Raw genomic sequence first — 20545 nt, 5'->3', positions numbered from 1 at the left:
ATATGAAGAACATTAGGTCTAAAGTATTATTCTCATTAACAGGAGCAGCGGTGTTAGCATCGCTGCCTTCCTGCAAAGAGAAAAAAGCAGGGGCAGAGGAGGCTAAGAAGCCAATGAATATCCTCTACATTATGTGCGATGATCATTCGTTTCAGACAATCAGTGCGTATGATCATCGGTTCATCGAGACTCCGAACATCGACCGCATCGCCAAAGAGGGAGTCCGTTTTACCAACAGTTTCGTTGCCAACTCGTTGAGTGGTCCCAGCCGTGCCTGTCTGCTGACCGGTAAGCATAGCCATGCAAACGGCTTTACCGACAACACGAAAACATTTGACGGCGGACAACAGACGTTCCCGAAACTATTGAAGCAAGCCGGTTACCAGACCGCTATTGTCGGTAAATGGCACCTGACATCCGAACCTACCGGGTTCGATTACTGGAACATATTGATAGGACAGGGCGATTATTACAATCCTTATTTTATCGATAACGGAGAAAAGAAACAAATAGAAGGATACGCCACCAATATAACAACCGATCTGGCTATCGACTGGATGGACCAGAAAAGGGATAAGAACAAACCGTTCTGCCTGCTCCTGCATCATAAGGCTCCGCACCGTACCTGGATGCCGGATACCTGTGATCTGGAATTGTATAAGGATGTTGTTTTCCCGATACCGGAAACTTTCTACGACAAATATGAAGGCCGTATTGCCGCTTCGCAGCAGGAAATGAGTGTCATTAAAGACATGGATCTGGTGTATGACCTGAAACTGGCAGACAAAGAAAACGAGATCCACTCCAATCCGGGATTGGAAAAAGCCGGACGTAATATGTACAACCGGATGACTCCGGAACAGAAAGCCGCCTGGGACAAGCATTATGACCCGATCATCAAAGAGTTCAAGGAAAAGAAACTTTCCGGCAAGGCGTTGGCTGAATGGAAATACCAGCAGTATATGCACGATTATATTCGTGTCATCCATTCGGTAGACCGTAATGTAGGTCGTGTATTGGATTATCTGGAAAAGAACGATCTGCTGGATAATACGATTATCGTTTATACATCCGATCAGGGATTCTATATGGGTGAACACGGTTGGTTTGACAAACGTTTCATGTATGAAGAGTCTTTCCGCACACCGATGTTGGTTCGCTATCCGGGTGGCATAAAGGGTGATATTCCTGAAATGGTTCAGAATATCGACCATGCCGCTACCTTCCTCGAACTGGCAGGCGCTCCGGTTCCTGAAGATATCCAGGGTGATTCTTACCTGCCGTTGCTGAAAGGCGAGCATCCGAAAGACTGGTGTACTTCCTTGTATTACCATTATTATGAGTTCCCGGCCGAACACATGGTAAAACGTCATTATGGCGTACGTACAGACCGTTATAAATTAATGCATTTCTATAATGACATCGACGTATGGGAACTTTACGACCTGCAAAACGACCCGATGGAAATGAATAACATTTATAATAAACCCGGTACGGAAGAAATCACCAAACAGTTGATGGACGAACTGCACAAATTGCAGAGACAATATAACGATCCTATCGAATCGGAATTAGCAAAGAAAAGCTAACAGAATAAGTGAAATAGGTAAAGGAGATGTGGATAGTTGAACCCCTGGAGTCGAACAAAAAGGCTTCAGGGGTTCTTTTTATATATATCGTATAAATGCTTTATTCGCTTAAACATCTCAATAAAAGTTTATCAAAATAAATCCTTCATTCCTTCATCTATATGATATCTTGTTGGTTATCTTTATGTTACTGATAATAAATGATGAACAAGATGAAGGAGATGGCTTTGTTAACAGGTAGAAAAGAAGTAGGAGTCCGGTAATAGATAATTAGGATTCTTATAACATCTTGCTATTCTGTAGGTTATATATGCGTTATTGTTTGTCATCTGTCGAACGCTTGTTCGATAGTTATGCGATAAGCGTTCGACAGATGGCAAACAAGTGTCAGATAATTGAAAAACAAGAAAGAAGAAAGCATATCAGGACTAAGGGTTCACTGGCTCTGTATTAGAATAAGATATGCTGACAGATAATCTTCCGGTAGATATTTACCTTTTTATGGTATTGGAAGCTATCAATTATTAGCTAAAAATCAGGGATTGAAAAGCGTTTCCTTCATTTTGTTCATTATTTATAAGTTGTAACACAAAGATAACCAATAAGATATCATATAGATGAAGGAATGAAGGATTTATTTTGTAAAACTTTTGTTGAGAGAATATGTCGATAATTGTATCATTCTGTCATGTATAAAGAACAAATCCTCATGTTCCAAAGAAAAATATATACAGACCTTTGTTCTTGAAATTTAATACCAATGTTTTTAATTACTAACTTAATTCACATAATTCATGAATATGAGACTACTGGTGACCTTTATCTTTTTAGGGATGTTTATGTTTGCTATTGATTCTTATGCCCTGAATAATAATGGGCCTCATGATCCGGCACTGAAAAAAATAACTATCTCCGATCCCGGTCAAAAGCTGATTCTTCAACTCGACTATTCGGATGGCTGTAAAATAACGCAGTTAAAAGTAAAAGGTAAAAATGTATTATCCGAATCGGGTGTTTATACTGGATTCAGAACCAGGGGAGGTTCTTTTACCTCCTGTTCCGGTCAGGATGGGATTAAGGTGGAAGAGTCCGGAAATAAGATACTTATAAAGAATATCATTTATGGAGATCATTCGATAAGTGTAAATGAATCATGGAGCTTTGACCTGAATGATGACAAGATCATATGGAATATCAACCGAAAATACAGTAACCTGGCAAAGCTGGAAGAAATGGCTTTCCCTCAATGGAATTTTGCAGACTTAGCCGTCTGGAAGGGAGGAATCCTGGATAACGGAGGAATGGTCTGGTGTAAATATTTGAGAGAGGTAAATGATACATACGGCGTACATACCGGAGGCGTTACTTTCTGGAATCCGGATACGGGAAATGCCTTGCGTATCAAAGCAAAATCGGATGGGAGACAGCTGGCGGCAAAATATTCGCAGAGTGATAAGAAAGAGTTTGTCTGTACTCATTTTGTGACAGATGAAGAATTGGAACCCCGGTATAATCTGAACCGCTTTGTCCATCAGCGAGCAGATGTGTTTACCCCTTTTAATGTTCGGAAAGGCGAGGTAAACATGACGTTGAAAATGGAATATGTCGATTATGCAGTTGCCTATTCAAGAGGAAACCTGCCCGGCATAGATGCGGAAGCGGTTCGTGAGTTGATGAATACGACCGGCAGATACGGGGTGGTGGATAATACGATTGTAGGAGCAAACGGATGGACTACCAACTGGAAATGTTTGCATGAGCCTTTCTTTGCCCAGATAGGAATGGCCTTGAATGACGGCAATTATGTAAAAAATATGTCCGCAACCTTAGACAGTGAGAGGGATTATGCGATAACAGCCGACGGACGTGTCCTTTCCCGGTGGCATAATGCGGATGAAGACCAGATGCCGGGAACATTCAATTACAAAACCGGATATTATGAAGCAAGATGGGGATACACGATAGATTCGCAGACCGGCCATGTGATTAACACAGCGGAACAATTTGACTTGTGTGGCGATATCGAGTGGCTGAAATCTCATAAAGCAGGTTGCGAGAAGGCGCTGGACTGGTTGATCAGAAGGGATTCGAATGGCAACGGCATTTTTGAGATGATGAATAACTCTATAAAAGAAGAGAAAGCAAGCGATTGGCTGGATATCGTCTGGGCCAGCTTCGAGAATGCGTTTGTAAATGCCCAGATGTATGAAGCCCTTAATCTGTGGGCCGGCTGTGAACGGGTTTTGGGAGATAAGGCAAAGGCTGATTATTATACGGCAGTGGCACAGAAGCTGAAAGATAACTTCAACAAGTCGATCCATGAGGGCGGTTTCTGGTCGCCGGAGAAAAAGCAATATGTTTATTGGAGGGATAAAGACGGTTCCGTACATGGGGATAACCTGGTTACTCCGGTCAACTTCGCTGTGATCGCCTTCGGTTTATGTGATGATAAAAGACGGATCGCCCAGGTACTTGAACAAATTGAGAAAAGAACGGTTGCCGAGAATTTGTTCCACTGGCCGCTTTGTTTCGACTCTTTCAAAAGAGAGGAAGTATCAGCCGGAAACTGGCCTTTCCCAACTTATGAGAACGGGGATATCTTCCCGACCTGGGGATATCTGGGAGTCAGGGCTTATGTCGGTTACGACAAGCACATCGCTTTAAAGTATATCCGTAACATCCTGGCGCAATATAAAAAAGACGGACTCTCTTCCCAGCGGTATAGCCGTAAGACACAGGAGGGGCAGGGTTCCGATATTTTGGCGGGTATCTGTACAAGTGTGACGGCTCTTTACCGCGACATTTACGGGATACGTCCGAAATGGAACAGGATGGGGCTGGAACCTAACCTGTCTGAGATACTTAACGGAACGGAATTTAATTATACGTTACGGGATACCGACTATCGCATCCGTTTGAGTGTCGATGATTATGAGATGCAGACAGACCGTTTCTCTGTTAAAAGCCGTGATGCTTTCGGAGCCTCTTTCCGGGAAGGCGGTTTGGTTGTCTATCCGCACAATGAAGAAAAAACAGTGTTGAAAGTCTTCGGTGAGTCGTCTTCACCGGTGGGTGTAACCTTGAAACAATGTTCCGGAAATGATATTTCGTGGGAGATGAATACGGCGGACAATTACCGGTTTATTATTGAAGGATTGAATCCGGCTTTAAAATATAAATTAGCCATTCAGGGAAAAACGACTCCTGTAGAAGTCGGGGTAGATGGCAAGGCTTCCTTTACTTATCCTTGTAAAGGAACAGTGAGAGTAAGATTATACGGCAAATAAAATAATTATTGAACATGCTAACAACAAAAACTATGAACGACATTTTAGAACAAATCGCATTATGTGTGGAGAACGGGAAAATAAATCAAAAATCTCCCTATCCGCCAAGCATGAAAGGGCAGTTGGGTGCCGACGAACTTACTTTACAGGCTTTGGAAGAGGGTGTTGCACCTGCGGATGTCCTCTCAAAAGGGCTGATTGTCGGTATGGGACGTATCGGAGTGAAATTCCGTGAAAACAAAGTCTTCGTACCCCAGGTCTTGATGAGCGCCAAAGCCATGAGTGGGGCGATGGCGCATCTGAAGAAGTATTTTATGGATGGTTCCGTCAAACGGAAAGGGAAGCTGATCATCGGTACGGTGGAAGGCGATTTGCATGATATCGGGAAGAACCTGGTGAGTATGATCGCCGAAGGAAACGGATATGAGGTAATAGATTTAGGCGTGGATGTTCCTGCCGAGAAGTTTATCGATGCCATAAAAATGAATCCGGGTGCATTTGTTGGAATGTCAGCCTTGCTGACGACAACGATGGCCAATATGGAAAAAATCAACAAGCAGATCAAGTCGGAATTTCCCGAAGTCATCACCTGTGTGGGAGGTGCACCGTTGAACAATGAGTTCGCCCAAAAGATCGGCGCTGATTATTATACGGACGAACCGCAGGCATTGGTTGAGATATTGGATAAGCTGGTTGCATAAAAAAGAATGGTATGAATGTAGATAATTGGATCAGAGATATTATAAATGTACGCGAACGTTGTACCGTGCCGATTATGACCCATCCCGGCATCGAGATGATAGGGGCAACCGTGAAAGATGCTGTTCAGAGCGGAGAGAAACATGCACAGGCAATCTATGAACTGAGCAAGAAGTATCCGTCGAAGGCGGCTACCGTGATCATGGACCTGACAGTAGAAGCGGAAGCGTTTGGGAGTTCCATCGCATTCCCTGAAAACGATATGCCGCATATTCTGGGAAGCCTGGTCGATTCGGAAAGTATAGAAGGATTGCAGATACCTTCTTTGTCATCCGGCAGGATACCTGAGTATATACTGGCTAATAAAATGGCGGTCGGGATGATCACAGATAAACCTGTGTTTGCCGGGGCTATCGGTCCTTTCTCTTTGGCCGGAAGATTATATGGCATGTCGGAGATTATGATTGCTTGTTATCTGGAACCGGAAGCTATAGCTCTGCTGCTCGATAAATGTACCCGTTTTATAGAAGATTATTGTATGGAACTGAAGCGGACGGGATGCTCCGGGGTTATAATTGCCGAACCGGCCGCCGGATTGTTATCGAACGAAGATTGTTTACAGTTCTCTTCCGTATATGTAAAAAATATCATCGACAAGGTACAGGACGATTCGTTCATGGTAATCCTGCATAACTGCGGTAATACCGGTCAGTGTACAGACGCCATGATATCCACCGGAGCGAAAGCCTATCATTTCGGTAATGCCATATCGATGACGGAAGTTTTGAAACAATGTCCGGGGGATACGTTGGTCATGGGGAATATCGATCCGGTAGGAGTACTCCGTATGATGTCACCGGAAGAGATCGAAAAAGAGGTAACCTTATTATTGGAACAGACGGCAGAGTACCCGAATTTTGTACTGTCGACCGGCTGTGATGTGCCTCCTTGCGTACCGGAAGAAAATATCCGGGCCTATTATAATGCTTTATCAGCTTTTAATCGTAGCATGTAAATGACGTTTTGATGGCTGCATTTAGTTATTATAGTCCGACAATCCGGGAAACAGGTATTCTTCCGGATGATCTGCTGGAAATGCTGCATGAAGAAGACCGTTCTCCGGATAATCCGGTAGTGTGCGAGGTAACGGAGGTTTTTGAGCAACTTCCTGCAATTTCAGATATACGGGGAGGCTATGCCGTTTTTGAGGACATAGAACGGTTCCCGGAAACGGGAGAGATACGGATAGCGGGACAGACTATAAAAACATCCCGTAAAATCTGCCGGCTGATGGAGGAAGCAGAAAAGATTGCCGTTTTTATCTGTACGGCCGGACAGGGATTTTCGGATTATTCCGGAAAGTACAATAAAGAAGGTGAGTATCTGAAAGGGTATATCGTGGATACGATGGGAAGTGTCGTTGTTGAAAAGTCTATGGATTTTATTCAGTCTGAACTGGAGAAGCAAGTACAGTCGGAAGGAATGAAAATAACCAATCGGTACAGTCCCGGTTATTGTAACTGGCCTGTCGACGATCAGAAGCAGCTTTTCTCATTAGTACCGGCTCATACATGTGAGATCTCACTTTCAGCCAGTTGCCTGATGGTTCCGATCAAATCGGTAAGCGGTATTATCGGCATCGGCAGGAATGTGCGGAAAAGTAGTTATTCCTGTGATATCTGCAACAATCTCACCTGTATTTACCGGAAGGTAAAAAATAAGAATAATCAACATTGAACAAGCAATAAATAAACTGTTAACAGATATGGATAATATGACTCCCAAAGAACGTATTTGGGCAACAATAAACCGTCAGCCGGTCGATCGTCCGCCCGTCGACCTCTGGTGTACACCCGAAGTACTCGATTCACTCCGGAAATATACTTCATTGCAAGATGAAATGGCTGTTTATAATAAGTTGGGAATAGATAAAATCGTCTGGATATTTCCCGGTTACGGAGGACGTTTCTTCGATCCGAACGATAGCGGGGAGATAACGATGTGGGGTGTTCCTACCCGGATGGTAAAGGCTGGCCTGGCAACTTACCAGGAATATATCGATCCGCCGATTGCCGATTATATGGATCCCTCCCAGCTGGCTGGTTATCACTCCTGGCCTGACCCGGATAAATTTGATTATGCAGGAGCGAAGGCATTGGCAAAAGAAGCACGTTCCTGGAATTTCGCAACGATAGGTCCCTGGATATCTCATTTTGAGATTTATTGCCAGATGCGCGGATTGGAAAATGCCCTGATGGATACGTTGGCAAATCCGGACTTCCTGGATGCGACGGTAGAGCGTATCGACGCCATTCAAACCGTCATGTTGGAACGGATGCTGATCGAATTGAACGATGAGCTCGATATTGTATTTATCAGTGATGATATGGGAATGCAGGATAGTATGCTGATTTCCCTGGATTCGTGGGAAACGCATTTTAAGCACAGGCTGAAGAACTGGTGCGACCTTATCCATAGTTATGGAAAGAAGGTATTGTATCATACGGATGGTGCAGTCCTTCCTTTGGTACCGGGATTGATCGAGTGCGGCATCGATATCCTGAATCCGATACAGCATGTTTGTCCGGGTATGGACAGGGCTAATCTGAAACAGCAATACGGGAAAGATCTTATTTTTCACGGGGGAGTCGAGAACCAACGTATCTTACCGATGGGGACAGTTGGTGAAGTGGTCGATGAAACCCGGAAATGCCTTGAAACGTTAGGCAAAGACGGTGGTTATATCTGTTGTTCATGTCATAATGCACAGGCAGGAACACCGGTGGAAAATATTCTGGCAATGATAGATACGGTGAAAACATACAAGCAAGAATAAGTTTTGTTATAAGGTCTGATACGGTGTTTAAAGAGCTGTCTTCCCGTCATTTTCTGAATCGGAAATATGCTGTAATTGGTTTGAAGAAAGCTGTTCCCTGTAAGCTAAAGGAGTGAATCCGGTATATTTTTTAAAAAGTGCGGTAAAATAAGTTGCATCTTCATAGCCGACCATATAGGATATCTCTTTGACACTCAGGGAGGAGTTGAGCAGGAGGCTTTTGGCTTTCTGTAGTTTTAATTCTAATATGAAACGAGCCGGCGAGACATTCGTATATTCTTTGAATAGTTTCCTGAACCAGGAGTATCCCATATTGATCTGTTGAGCGACATCTTTAGGGGATATTCCTGTAAGGAAGTTCTCTCTCATGATTATACGGGCCTGGTTGATTTGCTGGATAACGACATCATTTGTGAAATGTTGGTTGCAGTCATAATAGATAGCCATTCCCAGGATGAGGTTGCCAATCCCGGCCAGTGTTTGCTGGTAGGTGGCTTGCTCGGAGAAAGCGAAGTCTATAGCCTGGTTGAATAACTGGATGATATCTTCGCGCAACCCGACTTTATAAACTAACCGGTCTGTTCCGAAGAAGCCGTTTTTGAACCTTGCATCCAGATGAGGACCACGCATGCCTATCCAGTATTCCTGCCATCCGGTTTTTTTGTCCGGATAGTAGCTATGCCATGTATAGGGAGGTATTATCAGCATATCTCCGGCTGTTATCGGAATACTTTCATCGGGAGAAGTGAAGTAAGTCCCTTTCCCTTTAGAAATATAAATGAGCTGGTAATTATCGAGTATACGTCCGTTTTGGGGAGTAAAGTAATAATCTGTGGGATGTCCTACTTTGGGCGGATAGATTTTATAGTCTTTGCCGATTTCTGCCTGACCTACATTGTCAACGATCAATCCCCAGAGTAAATCTCTTTCGCTACTGACGAGGTATTTGAAAAGATTTTTGTTTTTCATATTCAGATGTAATGAACTTTGTACAAATATATATAAATCATATTACAATGGCAAGATATCCATATTGGTTATGATTGTACTATCTTCGGATTGCGTTAAATAGTTATTTATAAGTTAAAATTGTAGTTATGTCTAAAAACTTGATTCTGTTTACGAAAATATTATTACTGACACCGTTGTTCGTACTGGCTGCTAGTCCGGGAGGAAAAGACTTGAAGAAGTCGCCGTATCCTCCTTTGAAGGGGGTTCCGACAGGAGAGAAGATCACTTGCTCGCCGGACCCATTGGTCAATTACCGGTGGAAAAGTCCGGATGCCGACGATGATCTGGAAGTGTACACACGGAAACCGGTTTCTGTTACATGTGATGAACCGATGAATATGACGGTAAAAGGTCATTCGGACTTAACAATTACCGGAGCATGTAATATCATGTTTGATTTCGGTCAGGTCAATGCCGGTTGGCTGGAATTTGAATGTGATGATATGCCGGCTACTGTCGAATGCAGTATCAGCGAGTTCAATGAACCGGCTGTTTTCAATCTGGGTTCCGAGCATCCGGTAAAGACGGCTGTGCCTGAGCAATATGGTAAAACGTATCGTTTAGAGTTGAATAAACAATTGTATGAAGGTGTACGTTTTGCCTGGATACATTTGAAAGATGTGTCTAAGAAATTCAGGATACGGAATGTCCGGTTGGTCTGCCAGACGAAGCCGACTAATTATGAAGGTAGTTTCAACAGTAACGACGAACAGTTGAACCGTATCTGGTACACTGCCGCCTATACTGTCCGGCTCAATTTGCTGAAAGATTATTTCGGTGCCATTCTGATGGAACGGAGTGACCGTCATTCGTGGACCGGTGATGCACATACTTCACAGGCTGCCGCTCTTGTCGCTTTTGGTAATTATGATTTTGTCCGTAAGAACATTCTTTATACGGCGGAACAGTTTAATGGTATCCTGAGTTATTCTCTTTATTGGGTACAGAGCTTACTGGATTATTATCAGTATACCGGAGATCAGTCTCTTTTGGATTCTTTATGTAATAATGCCTGCAATAAACTGGATATCGCTTATCAGCATTATGAACAAAGTCCTTCGGTCTCTTTTTACGGATGGGACGAACGGTTAGGGGCTGGTTTTGAGAATCCGAACTGTAAAGAGACACATACGGCATATAAAATGTTATCTATTCAGACCTGGAAGAGGTTTGCAAAGGCGATGAATGATTGTGGCCGGCAGGATCTGTCCCGGAAATATGAAACGTATGCCGATGAAAAGCAACAGCAATTGCTGTGTAGTCCGGACTGGCAGGAAGGATTGGATATATTTGCCGCTTCTGATGCAGTGAATGCAGGTGTCGTTTCTCCTGAGGAGGTCGCTTCTTTATGGAATAATGTTTTTGGCGATCGCTTGCAGCGTGTTTCCTATTCTCCTTTCAACCAGTATTTTGTAATCAACGCGCTGGCTCGTTTGGGACGTTATGGAGAAGCGATGAATACGATCGATGATTGCTGGGGAGGACAGTTACGTTATGGAGCGACAACATTTTTTGAAGTATTCCGTCCTTCGTGGAATCTCTGTAAACTGGCGGATAATGATGCTCCGGTCAATAACCAGTGCGGATATACCAGTTTTACTCATCCCTGGAGTGCCGGTGTAGCGAAATGGTTGAGTGAAGAGGTTTTAGGTGTAAAACCGGAAGTTCCGGGATTTAAAACTTTTACCGTTTGTCCCCATCTGACTACCGGATTGACCCGTATTGACGGGACTGTTCCTACTCCTCATGGGAAAATACAGGTTTATATGGATGTAAAGGAAGGAAAAGGTTCTTTGTCTGTTCCTGCCGGAACAACAGGGCGCTTGGCTATACCTCTTATGGGAGCTGCAAATATAGAAATCAAAATGGACGGACAAACAGTACAGCCGGAAAAGAAGAATGCCACTCACGTTTATTTGTCTGTTTTGAATGAAGGATCGCATACATTCAGCTTTTCTTATGACCGTCCTGCTGAAAGCCCGGTGGTTGAAGAAGATCTCAAATACTGTTATCCGTCTTCGACGGTAAAGGAAGATACTTTGACTCAGGGTGACTGGAAAGGAGTATATGGTTCGAAAGGATATATTTTGTTCAATTATGACGGGGAAGGTGCACACCGGACTAAGCTGCCGAAGCAATGTCAAAGTATCATTTGTCAGCGAGAAGAAAATTCTAGTTATATGAATACGGCTTCTGACAAACGGGCATTGGTCTCCAATATTGAAAATGATGAGAGCCGTAGTTTAGGAGCTATAACGACCTTTGATCCGCAGGTTTGTCGTCAGACGATAACAATAGATGTGGATTACCGGCACGATAAGCCGTATAAAATATCTCTTTACTTTGTAGATTGGGATTATAACGGACGGCGGAGCGCGATCGAACTGTTTGATTTGCAGAATAAACGAATTTTATCTCCGGTCCATATGGTCCGCAATTACGGAATGGGACGTTATGTGACATTTGAAGTCAATCAACCGGTACGTGTCCGTATTTGTCAGGTGCGGGGGGCAAATGCTGCTTGTTCGGCGTTATTCCTGGATTAATTTAAATAAAACAAAAGAACTAAGGTGTTGTTGTGATACCGTAGTTCTTTTGTTTTTATATCTTTTCCTATACTTTAATTAATAACTTTTTGTATAAATCAATTTGACAGGTCCGAATAGTCCCGCATTGTATTGGTTTAGATCCGGTATTCCTCTCCATCCCCAGGTACGGAGTTTACCCATATCCTCTTTCATCCACATTTTATTGGCTATCAGGTTTCCTATTTTTATCCTGATTTTATTCTCTCCCTGTTTTAATGTGTTGGAAATGTTAAATTTGAAAGGAGGCCATAAACGGGCGCCTGCAGGTTGATCATTGACAAAAACTTCAGCCATATATTTTACTTCGCCTAAATCAATAAAAACATTTGAAGACGTATCGTCTATCGTAATTGAAGTTTCATATTCTAAAAATCCGGAATATTGCTGAAGTCCATAAGTGTACCAGGAAGCCAGTTTTTGATTCTCTTTCGTACCAACTGTAAATTTAAAAGGAGCAACAGTTATTTTTTCTTCCTTCCGGTTTATTACAAACGATAGTAATTTTGATTCCGGAGCCAGGCTGATTAAAGAATCCGTTACCTTTATCTTTTTATCATTCAGCCAGATTTCTTTACCCAACATATAGGATGGAACTACAACTGATTTTGCACCTACCGGAATATTCATTCTCCAATAGCCATAGATGCTTTTAATATTATTTTCGTCTTGGCGGGAATAATATTTCCAGTTCGAGTCATCATATCCTAATCGCAAAAACTCATTTTCTTTCAACCGGCTATCTGAATATAATACTTTTGCCGTTGTTTTATAAATAGTGTTTTCATTTGGATAGCTAATTTCCCATGTGGTATCGATTATTCTTTCTTTGGTGGTGATATCCGGTTTCACTTCTGTTGAATTTGTTTTATCCGGATTAAGAGCCAGCCAATAAGCTTCAAACGGATTCAATGTCAGGGATACTTTTTGATATCCGTTCTCTGTTGTCGATGGAATAATCTTTTTCTGACCTGTCTCACAATCCCATATTTCAGCAACGCCTTTTCCATCTCTGAGCCATGCGGTGAAATGTTTTAATGTATCGGTATTGTTTGCAAACCAGTATAAATTGGTATTACCGGCCTTTCTTTGAGCCGTATATAATCTACCGGAGTTTTCAAGACGTATCTGAGGTGCCATCTTTTCGTTTAAGACCGTGATCATAGCTTCCATTTTGTCTTTATCGGATGCTAAATTGATAACGCTCGGAAACTGTTTTAATGTTTTTGCCAAGGCTATAATTGTTTTATCGTTTAATCCTTTTTCGGGAGAACCCTGAGGTAATTCACCCAATAAAACAACTACCCCTCCCTGTTTGGCGAATTCAACGATTTTTTTGAATGATGACTGAGGAATAATATAAGTCACCGGAAGTACGATTGCTTTAAAATCATGATTATTGATCGTTATTGTTGTACTTTTACCGGATTTTTGTATTGTACTTTTCGATAAGTAATGTTTGTCGGCTATCAAGAAGTCAATATTTTCCTGATTCATCTTTCTCATGGCATCCGAATAGACCTGATCCGTTTCAACTACACGAGGATCCCACGGTGCATTCTGTATACCTTTTTCTTCCGAAAAATATTTTTCTGAAAAAGACCAGGCGGTTTCAACAGGGTGGACTAGCAAAACATCTGCCACCAGACTGCTTTGCCGGGTAATGAAGGCGGCACGTTTGGCAAAATCAGTCCATTGGTGTAAATAGTTCCAATAGGGATTTTCAGTGAACCAGTCACTGGGAAAAGGTACTGTTTCCAATTGCCTGTTCATGTAAATACCATGAGGAACAACATGATTAACCCCGAATGAAGTAACGGAATTTATTGTCATTTTCATCATTTCCGGAGATTGTATCCATCCGGCCACTCCCATGATTTCGCTCATAAAAGGACGGTCTTCAAATTCTGCAACGGATTGTATTTCTTTGAAATCATGTACATCCTGAGATTTCATTTCCAGACAGTCGTTACCGGGCATTGTTACACAGCGTGTTGTTTTCATTAAATCACCGACAGCGATTGTCTGGAGTTGTAATGACTCTTCCCACAAATTGGAAATATAATACATATTACGTTCTTTCAGCCATTTAACCAATGGTTCGAAATAACATTCATTATATACATCCGATACGACGTCGAACCAGTCACATCGGGCCACTACAAACAAGCCGTCTTTGTCTTTTTCGGTTAATAAAGGCAACCATGTTCTTATATCACGTTTCTTTTTCTTCCGATACTGGATTGCCAAATGTTCGGACCAGGCCATTTTCCATCCGTAATCGCCTTCATTATCGACAAATACTCCCGGTATACTACGACCCATATCTTTTTTGAAATGTTTGTCGTATTGTTCATGGACCATTGGTATGAATACTTCCATTAATTTAGGGTCCAAATAATTTACTTTACCGCCATCAACACCTGGATGTTTCTTTATTGTATATGTATAAATAATCCAATCACCGGAAGGAGTGATCCATTTGATATTATTCCCTTCACCTATAACACGTAATGATGAGGCGTCGAGTTGGTCGTTAACCATTTTTCCGGCAACAGCGAAGTTTATCGAGTCGTATTTTACCTCTGTTTTCCCTTTTACATAGTAACGTTTTGGAGCAAGATAAGTTGCTTCCAGTTCCGGGTGTTTTTGCAGAACCTTACCTGCTACTTGGCCGCTTGGCCAGTTATAATCATCACAGTATCCGAGTGTTAATCCGTTATCCTTTGCGTTTTGCAGTGCGTTACTAAAGCTATTGAACCAGGGTTCGGCAAGGTATTGTTCGACAGGAAGCGCTGTTACCGCGTTATCAAATCCGGAGCGGGGATGTGCATATCCGGGATTTAATTTTTGTTTAGCCATCTCTTTGGCCATTGAGGCTGCCGTTTGTTCGTCTCTGATCACATCGTCCCAAAACCAAAAGGTATGGGGGGCATAGAACATGGGCGGATTTTCAAACATGTTATAAATTTCCTTGTCACTGTATTTTTTTAACCATTCAGGCTGAATGTCTTTTTCTCCTTTGTCCTGAGCTACTGCCATCGAAGAAATCAATAAGCTGCATGTTGTAACCAGGAACGTGTTTTTCTTTAATATATTCATGGATGTATTTCCTTTTGATTCGGGAGTAAGATTGATTATTATCAAATAGTGCCCACTGAGTTGTAGTGAGCACTATATTTCATACGATGAGTTTTACTGACCGGATGCTTCTAATTCTTCAAGAGAACTGATAGGCGGTTCATTTTTCTCATAACCGGCGTATCCGTAATTCTGGTTTATGCGACCATATAAATTAGGATCAATATTTCCTTGCGTAATAGGCCAGAATATATTGTGTTTTGCAATTTTGTATTCATCGCCGTGCAATGTGGTAACGCCTTTGTTATAGTAATTATTATATTTTACGATACGGTGCCACCAGTAACTGTTACTGCTTTCGTCAGCCAGGCTTTTGGGAGACAGGTATGTTCCTTCTTTATTTGCCTTAATATATGAAACACGTACCAGTTCCACATGGCGGAATTCTTCATACATCAATTCGCGGGCTCTTTCGTCCATGATGACATCCAGACCATCCAGGCCGTTCATATCGGCTGCACTAAAGAATGTAGTACAATGAGCACGTTTTCTGATCCTGTTCACATCTTCTGCTGCTTTTGCATAATCGTTCAGCCAATAGTATGCTTCGGCTCTCAATAAGTATGCTTCGGCTAACCTGTATAGGTACATATCGCCGGGGCCTCCCTGATAATCGACACCTTTATATCCATTGGCAACATCCCGGTCAACATCATCTACCCATAATTTGTAATAAGGATAACCGTACCAGCAGCGTATAGTGTCTTTACACAATAATGTTCCGTCATCTGCATATTTCTGAAGAGGTTTCAAATAATATTTTTCATCATCAGTACCCAACAGATTTACGTTGTTATACTTCAAATCCTCCATAGCCATCCAGTTTCCTGTTTTCCTGTCATGTCGAAGGTCATTCTCGTCTGTCCACATACTTTTTTCAGCAAAGTAAGTTGGTCTTATGAAACATTCACCTCGTCCGCATACTGCTCTTTGGTCTATATAATCAGGATATTGTGCCATAAACTCGGCTGTGCCGGCTTGTCGGCCTATTCCGATATTTTGCTTACTTGGAGTTAAAATACCCCTGTTAACATCTGTCATACTCCAGAATGGGGTGAAGTTGTATAAAAACATTGTAGGAACCCTACTGTCCTGATTCTCATAACGGCTGATGATGGTCATAATACTTTCTTTATTGGCCGAAATAGATTTATTGACAGGTCTGTGCAAATCCCATAAGACATTCCGTGTCATCGGACGAACGTCCGGATAAGGATTTTCAAATGTACCAAAAGGTTCTTCCATCAATTCATAACCACAGTTATTTATCAGTGTGTTTGCGGCATTAAGGGCTTTTTCAAATTCGCCTGCGGCCAGGTAATACTTAGTGAGCAACATCAGACAGGTTCCTTTGTTCTCTTTTCCCCAATCGTCCCTTTCCGGGATGTTTTCTACCGCAAATTCCAAATCTTTGATCATTTTCTCAATAATCACTTCCATCTTTACTGAACGGAAATCCAGTTTGGGAGTGGTTATTTCTTTCGTTACCAGAGGAATGTCTCCAAACTGGAAAGTAAGATGATAGTAACGCCATGCATGGTGAAAATAAGCTCTGGAAAGCATCTGGTTTTTAGTAGTCTCGTCCAAATCCAGTTCGGGAAGACGTGATATGACTGCATTGGCAAAACTGCTTCCGGATACTCCACTAGTCCAAAATGCATTGGACAGGTTGGTTCCAATAAAAAGATTGTTAGATGTTGAAGTAATATCTGAAGTAAAATTTTGTGAACCACTTAAATCTGAGATTGCAGATACTGCTACATCAGAGAAAATTAATTCGGTTGATACGGCAGTTCCATTGGAACCCAGAAAATAATAAAGCATATCACTTCTGCAACGGGTTAATGCACCTTCAAGACCTTCGACTGTTGAAAATGTAATATTAGGCTCATAAAAAGACAGAGGTTCCGGATCCAGCCAACTTTCGGAACAAGAAGCTAATGTCGATAAAACGAGCGTAAGAGAAACTGATTTGAATAGATTATTTTTCATAATAAAATGGATTAAAATGTTATACTTGCACCTAATGTATATGTCCGGGGCATAGAGCCTGTTGTTTCAACATCCCAATAATTGGCTTTTGACCATTCTTTTGAGAATGCCCATATCGCTACGTTACGGATCGTTGCATATACCCTGATATCCTGGGTGCGTAATAAAGTTGTTATTTTTTTCGGAACTCTATATCCGACAGATATATTTTCCAGACGGATAAAGTCTCTGCTGATTATTTTTTTAGGGGAGACATTTGAAGGAAGTGTAGATTTCAGACGTGCGTAAGAGTTGGACTGATTTTCAGGGGTCCAATAATTCCGTACCGGAGCATTCAAATAATCTCCTTTAAAATCAAAATAGTTTAAATAATCCGTTGTTGCAGCTTTGTGTCCCAGATAAGAGTACAGGTTGAAAGATATGTCGAAGTCTTTAAACAAGACGAAATCATTTCTGAGAGATAATCTGACTTTCGGATCTGTTTGTCCTAAAAATACATTATCATCCTGAGATATCCGGTAGTCATTATTTACATCCCGTGCCTTGGCATCGCCTGGTTTTTGTCCATATTTGGCGGCTTCTTCCGCTTCATTTTCCTGCCAGATTCCTATCATTTCAATATCCCAGATAGTCCCCATGGGTTTGTCGATAAACCAGCTTTTGTTTATATCATCAACTTCTTTTGAACCGACTATATTTCCATTTTGATCTAAGACGTCTTCATAAGTATAATATAAATGTTTAATGCGGTTTTTATTGTGAGATAAATTAAAAGCAGTGTTCCAACTGAAATTTTCATTATCAATATTCACTGAATGTAATGATATTTCAAAACCACTGTTTACGACCTTTCCTAAATTTGTTACGACAGAACTATAACCGCTGATATTGGGGAGTGTATGGTCCATCAATAAGTCTGTCGTCGGCATATAATACCATTCCAGACTTCCGTTGATACGGTTATTGAGGAACCCGAAATCGAGTCCGACGTTCCATGATGCTGTACTTTCCCATTTTAAATCATTATTGGCCATACGCTCAATTTGTAGAGTTGAAAGTTCATATAATGTTCCGGCAGAAGTGGCATATGAGTATTTACTGATACCGCTACCGGTTGTCAGCTGGGATAATGCCTGATAAATACCAATATCGCGGTTACCGTTTTTACCCCAGGAAATACGAAGTTTACCATTGCTCATAGGATCCCAATTAAAAAAGCTTTCATTAGAAAAATTCCAGGCCAGAGCTAATGAAGGGAAAGTTGCACGTGGATTGGAACGTCCGAAGGCTGAAAATCCATCCCGGCGTACGGAAGCGGTAAGCATATAACGATTATCATAAGAGTAGAACAAACGTGCCATCAGGGCATCTCCTGTGTATTTTTCATCGTTTGAACTGAATGTCTTTTCATTTGCGCTTTGCATATTATGCCATTCCAATATATCGGTGGGAGAGAATTGTTTTCCGGTCATAGATTCGCTCCAGTACTGACTTTGCTCTGCACTTTGTAACAATGTTACATCGACTAAATGCTTTTGAGCAAATGTATAGTTCCATTTTATTATGTTATCTAATGTCCAAACAATAGAACGTGAACTAGCTCTGGTAGCAGAGCCGTGTGTAGTATCGAAAACACTTTCAGAACTACTCCAGTTTCTGTCTTGTGCCCAGCTATAGCGGGGGGCAAAAGTAAATTGATAAGTGATATTGAACGGCAAAGTAAGTTTTGCAAAGAAATTACTATTGACAGTCTGTGTTCCTGCACTTTTGGATGACATGGATAAGTTATAGAAACTATTTGTGCCAGGTGCCTGGTGGCCTTCTCCCATAGGCCAGGGATTCAGGGAGCCATCTTCATAATAAGGGGTAGAATAAGGAGAGTTTTTACACATTTCTTCCCAGTCTACTTTTGGGTATCCCTCATCGCGACTCTGTAAAATCAGATTTGCTCCTACTTCCAGAAAGTTGGTCGCTTTAGCATCTATACGTAAGTTTGTTCTATAGTTTTTGAACCGGTCTCCTACCTGATTGCCTTCGTTATCCTGGTAGCCTAATGACCAGTAATAGTTTACGCGAGATGTTTGTCCGGAAAGACTGACATTGTAGTTTTGTCGTAATCCTGTCTGCCAGGTTGCGTCATACCAGTCATATGGAGTATTGGCAAAATAATTACGACGTTCAACATCCCCTAAGCCAATACGTTGCAACCATACATCTTCCATATTTGTAGAACCCTGACCAATAGCATCATGGTTACGCCATTGTTCTTCGGTTAAGTTATATTTCTTCAGATTTTCTGCTGTCGGTTTGCTGTAGTATCCTTTATTCTCGAATCCGTTACTGCTGGTTGTATAATCCGACCGATATTGCAGATATTCATCGGGTTCGTAATATTTACGGCTAACTCCCATTGTCGCAAATCCAACACTTCCGTCAAACTGTACAGTAGGTTTTTCTCCTCTACCTTTCTTGGTTGTTATGATAACAACCCCGTTGGCCGATTTCGCTCCGTAAATAGCGGCTGATGAAGCATCCTTTAAGACATCGACTGATTCAATATCCATAGGATTGATTTCTGAAAGGTCTCCGTTGAATGGCACTCCGTTTAAGACAATTAGCGGTGAAGTTCCTCCTTTTAGAGAACGTTTCCCTCGGATAAGAAAGCCGGGACCTTCTTTAGCGTCACTGGATGAAGGCTCTACGATTAAGCCTGGGGCGGTGCCTCGGAGAATATCCTGTACTGTAGTAGGCCTTTCATTGACTAGTTTTTGTGCATCCACGTGGGTGATAGCTCCGGTTAAATCTTTCTTTTTCATGCTACCATATCCGACTACAACGACTTCGTCCAGCAATCGGGAATCTTCTTTCAGGATGATGTTAAAGATGGTTTGGTTGTTAGTAGGGATTGTTTGCTCTACATAACCAACATAGGAAATCTGTAGTATTCCGTTCTCTGCAATGTTGAGAGAGAAGTGCCCATCCATATCGGATATGGCTCCATTGCTCGTTCCTTTTTCTATGATCGTAGCGCCGGTAACCGGTTCTTCGTTGCTATCTTTAATAATACCGGAAATTTCTTTCTGGTCGGAGGCTGTTTTCTTAGGTCTGTCGGAAATAACAATGGATTTGGAAGAAACAATATTGTACTCCAGGTTTTTTCCTGCTAATGCTTCGTTGAGTACGGAAGATACAGGAACTTTTGTTTGGGAAATGGTGATGTCTTTTGTTGCATCTATCACCACGTTTCGATAAGAAAAGCGATAAGTAGTTTGCTTTTCAATAGCAGAGAATATTTCTCTTAGAGAAACATTTTCCAAATGTATCGTTACTAGCTTTTCTTGTGCAAAGAGAGAAACAGAAAAAAAGAATAGTAACGAAAACAAGGTTAACATCCTTAATCTTAAA

11 protein-coding genes are annotated in these 20545 nt (G+C 41.8%); 7 read left to right on the top strand and 4 right to left on the bottom strand.

The genetic code is table 11. The annotated features are described in order from the left end of the window. Positions 1-2 precede the first annotated feature (2 nt). The 6 genes from K6V26_RS16390 to K6V26_RS16365 all read left to right on the top strand — a co-directional run bounded on the left by K6V26_RS16390 (position 3) and on the right by K6V26_RS16365 (position 8411). On the top strand, positions 3-1589 hold the full coding sequence (locus K6V26_RS16390) for a sulfatase family protein (RefSeq protein ID WP_224263326.1): 1587 nt from the start codon (positions 3-5) through the stop codon (positions 1587-1589). 794 nt (positions 1590-2383) lie between these two features. Beyond that, on the top strand, positions 2384-4876 hold the full coding sequence (locus tag K6V26_RS16385; protein ID WP_224263325.1) for an alpha-L-rhamnosidase-related protein: 2493 nt from the start codon (positions 2384-2386) through the stop codon (positions 4874-4876). Between the two features lie 32 nt (positions 4877-4908). After that, positions 4909-5577, top strand: coding sequence for a cobalamin B12-binding domain-containing protein (locus K6V26_RS16380; protein ID WP_224263324.1), 669 nt, complete (start codon positions 4909-4911; stop codon positions 5575-5577). An 11-nt stretch (positions 5578-5588) separates the two neighbouring features. Continuing rightward, positions 5589-6590 carry a uroporphyrinogen decarboxylase family protein gene (locus K6V26_RS16375; protein WP_224263323.1) on the top strand — a complete coding sequence of 334 codons (1002 nt, stop codon included), beginning with the start codon at positions 5589-5591 and terminating at the stop codon, positions 6588-6590. 11 nt (positions 6591-6601) lie between these two features. Next, on the top strand, positions 6602-7312 hold the full coding sequence (locus tag K6V26_RS16370; protein WP_224263322.1) for a vitamin B12 dependent-methionine synthase activation domain-containing protein: 711 nt from the start codon (positions 6602-6604) through the stop codon (positions 7310-7312). Positions 7313-7340: 28 nt separating this feature from the next. Beyond that, the gene (locus K6V26_RS16365) at positions 7341-8411 is read left to right on the top strand and encodes a uroporphyrinogen decarboxylase family protein (protein WP_224263321.1); all 1071 of its coding nucleotides are present in this window, start codon (positions 7341-7343) and stop codon (positions 8409-8411) included. Positions 8412-8438: 27 nt separating this feature from the next. On the opposite strand, the gene K6V26_RS16360 is transcribed toward K6V26_RS16365, so the two are convergent. Beyond that, complete coding sequence (locus tag K6V26_RS16360; protein ID WP_224263320.1) at positions 8439-9380, bottom strand: AraC family transcriptional regulator; 942 nt, start codon at positions 9378-9380, stop codon at positions 8439-8441. A 128-nt stretch (positions 9381-9508) separates the two neighbouring features. Here K6V26_RS16360 and K6V26_RS16355 point away from each other — a divergent pair, with 128 nt between their 5' ends. Next, the gene (locus tag K6V26_RS16355; RefSeq protein ID WP_224263319.1) at positions 9509-11968 is read left to right on the top strand and encodes an alpha-L-rhamnosidase C-terminal domain-containing protein; all 2460 of its coding nucleotides are present in this window, start codon (positions 9509-9511) and stop codon (positions 11966-11968) included. Between the two features lie 78 nt (positions 11969-12046). Here the strand turns inward: K6V26_RS16355 and K6V26_RS16350 are convergent, their stop codons facing one another. The 3 genes from K6V26_RS16350 to K6V26_RS16340 all read right to left on the bottom strand — a co-directional run bounded on the left by K6V26_RS16350 (position 12047) and on the right by K6V26_RS16340 (position 20457). After that, positions 12047-15109 carry a glycosyl hydrolase gene (locus tag K6V26_RS16350; RefSeq protein ID WP_224263318.1) on the bottom strand — a complete coding sequence of 1021 codons (3063 nt, stop codon included), beginning with the start codon at positions 15107-15109 and terminating at the stop codon, positions 12047-12049. Between the two features lie 93 nt (positions 15110-15202). Further along, on the bottom strand, positions 15203-17140 hold the full coding sequence (locus K6V26_RS16345) for a RagB/SusD family nutrient uptake outer membrane protein (RefSeq protein ID WP_224263317.1): 1938 nt from the start codon (positions 17138-17140) through the stop codon (positions 15203-15205). Between the two features lie 11 nt (positions 17141-17151). Next, entirely contained in the window at positions 17152-20457 is a 3306-nt protein-coding gene (locus tag K6V26_RS16340; RefSeq protein ID WP_224263316.1) for a SusC/RagA family TonB-linked outer membrane protein, read from the bottom strand. Between the last annotated feature and the right edge of the window lie 88 nt (positions 20458-20545).

Source organism: Parabacteroides goldsteinii, from assembly GCF_020091425.1.
Lineage (GTDB): Bacteria > Bacteroidota > Bacteroidia > Bacteroidales > Tannerellaceae > Parabacteroides > Parabacteroides goldsteinii.
The sequence above is the reverse complement of the archived record's forward strand: the minus strand, read 5'-3'. Positions and strand labels throughout refer to the sequence as shown.

Excerpts from the sequence above, each read along its gene's own strand:
- K6V26_RS16360 (WP_224263320.1), bottom strand. The coding sequence starts at position 9,380 with ATGAAAAACAAAAATCTTTTCAAATACCTCGTCAGTAGCGAAAGAGAT.
- K6V26_RS16390 (WP_224263326.1), top strand. The coding sequence starts at position 3 with ATGAAGAACATTAGGTCTAAAGTATTATTCTCATTAACAGGAGCAGCG.
- K6V26_RS16375 (WP_224263323.1), top strand. The coding sequence starts at position 5,589 with ATGAATGTAGATAATTGGATCAGAGATATTATAAATGTACGCGAACGT.
- K6V26_RS16370 (WP_224263322.1), top strand. The coding sequence starts at position 6,602 with ATGGCTGCATTTAGTTATTATAGTCCGACAATCCGGGAAACAGGTATT.
- K6V26_RS16355 (WP_224263319.1), top strand. The coding sequence starts at position 9,509 with ATGTCTAAAAACTTGATTCTGTTTACGAAAATATTATTACTGACACCG.
- K6V26_RS16380 (WP_224263324.1), top strand. The coding sequence starts at position 4,909 with ATGAACGACATTTTAGAACAAATCGCATTATGTGTGGAGAACGGGAAA.
- K6V26_RS16385 (WP_224263325.1), top strand. The coding sequence starts at position 2,384 with ATGAATATGAGACTACTGGTGACCTTTATCTTTTTAGGGATGTTTATG.
- K6V26_RS16365 (WP_224263321.1), top strand. The coding sequence starts at position 7,341 with ATGGATAATATGACTCCCAAAGAACGTATTTGGGCAACAATAAACCGT.
- K6V26_RS16350 (WP_224263318.1), bottom strand. The coding sequence starts at position 15,109 with ATGAATATATTAAAGAAAAACACGTTCCTGGTTACAACATGCAGCTTA.
- K6V26_RS16345 (WP_224263317.1), bottom strand. The coding sequence starts at position 17,140 with ATGAAAAATAATCTATTCAAATCAGTTTCTCTTACGCTCGTTTTATCG.